Below are 2,251 nucleotides of genomic sequence, written 5' to 3'. Positions count from 1 at the left end.
GCGTTCGGCTAGGTGCGGGAACGGCCTATTTGCTCAATGTGTTCGGCTGAGATCGGAAATCAACCCAAATTTGCATTCAAGTTTTTATTTAAACTTGATTTAAGGCGGAGTGGAATGTGAGCGCGCAAGGAGATACGGAATCGATGAGAGCCTCAAAAAAAACTACTGCAGTGTTATCATCTTTCATCCTCTCTATTCTTCCATTTCTGATTCTATGGGCGGCTTGGTCAGCCCTCCCTGATACAATTCCCGCTCATTGGAGTGGGGGTGTGGTTGATCGATGGGGTAATAAGCTTGAATTGCTGGTTGTTCCGCTGTTTTCTCTGATTGGTTCTATTGCAATTTCTGTGTACCTTATTGTTTCCACGCGGCGAAGAGAGTTCGCGGATTTCTCTGCTCGAATGCGACGGGACTTTGTTGCGTGCTATATTTCTAGCCTTCTTTTATCGACAACCTGCTCAGTGATAATTGCCGTTTGGGTTCAGTTGATTCTTACGCAAAGCACTGCGGTTGATGGGGGACTTGGACTATCGATCCTGTATTCCCTTCCCGGGCTATATGTGATCTTGTGCGCTTTGCTGCCTTTTTATGCGAGCGACGAGAGCAAAAAGGCAGAGCGCCTGATAACAGTTCTTATTGGCGGCGCGGAGATTGTTCTTTGTGGAATAGTGCTTGAAGGTTCGGCTGCCTCTTATGCGATGATTGGACTGATGATTCTGTTCTGTGCGTTTGAGATTGTGTCACAGGTAAGGGATAGCCGGTCCTTATGAGTTGAATTACGCGCGTGCGGATATAAAGGTTGGCATGTTAAGCTGGTCGTTTTCTCGTTCTGGGACATTTGCAGTAGGATGAGTGGGACTAGGCGCGCTGCGGTGTGATGGTGACGGCTGAGACTTGTATCGCTGCAAATCAGCTGATGCACATTTTGCTATTGGGCTTGAAGGTGGGACCGACAGGCCTTTGTTTGGGATGTTCTGGTCGTCCAGCTCGTGTTGCACGGCTTTATATTGTTACGCTCGTTCGGCGCTCCGTTGGAGCATTTCCGGGTTTGTCGGTATCCGAACAGGCCGCGGGCGGATGAAGTTAAGTTCCGCGAGATGTCGCGCGAGATTTTCGAAAGAGTATATTTGCCCGACGAGTGGAAGCCGGCGTACAACGCGGCGAGGCGCACGAGATCACAGCTGCATTGGATCGATCTCAGAGAGCATCCGCGGTCATTCGATGAACTGGGGGCGTGTGGAGGACGACCGCGGATCGCAAAGGGTATGGCGATACCGATGAGGAATGGTCGAGGGCGTATCGACGCAATGGCGCGGTGCGACTCACCATCACCCTGCCCGACGGCGCGACCAAGGTCATGTATGCGCCAGACCCGACACCGCGGGCGTGGTTCGACGACTTCCTGGCGACAACTCTCCCCGTCGAGTTCCTGCCGCAGGACTACATCAGGGGCGTCTTATTGGGGGACGACCACATGGAACCCCGGGAGATCAAGCTGTACGGCTGATCCATCCGGCAACAACATGTCAAAGCCCCAAAACCCAACAGGATCGCGAACGAGGGGATGAATTGACCGCCCGGGTATTTGCGCCCGGGCGGTCAATTTTATCAACCATGGGTGCGATTCTGTGAGGCCATTTTTCTGGCATCCGCCGTTTGCTCAGGTCTCAACGCACCCATCGACCGTTCAGTAATCTTTGCGAACGCGACCACGTGCGCATTTGTCGAACAATCAAATGTCCGACAATGTCTGACGGAGCTGTCAGACATTCACACACGAACAGGCGAGCTTCGCGAGCGATTGTAGTCAGCTAGTAGCCCCAGCTGCGTCTTTGGCGCAGGTTCGACGTCTGACATCTTGAATGTCTGACGTCGAACGAAGCTGGTTGATAACAAGCAGGTGGAATAAACATGGAGCCCGACACCTCTCGCGCAATCGGCGCGCGGCAAGGGTCTGGCCCATCTCATATGTTGCCAACGCTAACGGTGAACCTGAGCGCCCGGGCACATTCTTTGTTGGCTGAAACCGGCATAGCAACTAGCGGAAGGCATCATCGAAGGAGTGTGCTGGAAAGCACCCGTCTCCTTAACTGTTAGAAATGCAAGTTAATAATCTATGTGGTCAATATGATGCCGTTGAACCCGCGTATCGATACCGCTCAGCCATTCGCCTCGCCCCCATCGCACGCATCTTCATCCGGTCTGTTACTTTTAATCTAACAATTCTTTGAGGAACGTAGGTGCTTCTAAA

2 protein-coding genes are annotated in these 2,251 nt (G+C 52.3%); both read left to right on the top strand.

Translation table 11 applies throughout. The annotated features are described in order from the left end of the window. Positions 1 to 143: 143 nt before the first annotated feature. On the top strand, positions 144 to 770 hold the full coding sequence (locus CHY22_RS09785) for a DUF1648 domain-containing protein (RefSeq protein ID WP_089573691.1): 627 nt from the start codon (positions 144 to 146) through the stop codon (positions 768 to 770). A gap of 464 nt (positions 771 to 1,234) precedes the next feature. Then, on the top strand, positions 1,235 to 1,507 hold the full coding sequence (locus tag CHY22_RS09780; RefSeq protein WP_143759232.1) for a hypothetical protein: 273 nt from the start codon (positions 1,235 to 1,237) through the stop codon (positions 1,505 to 1,507). The last annotated feature ends 744 nt before the right edge of the window (positions 1,508 to 2,251 follow it).

It is taken from the genome of Collinsella sp. TF06-26, assembly GCF_002232035.1.
GTDB lineage: Bacteria > Actinomycetota > Coriobacteriia > Coriobacteriales > Coriobacteriaceae > Collinsella.
This window is presented reverse-complemented; position numbering and strand designations above follow the sequence as displayed.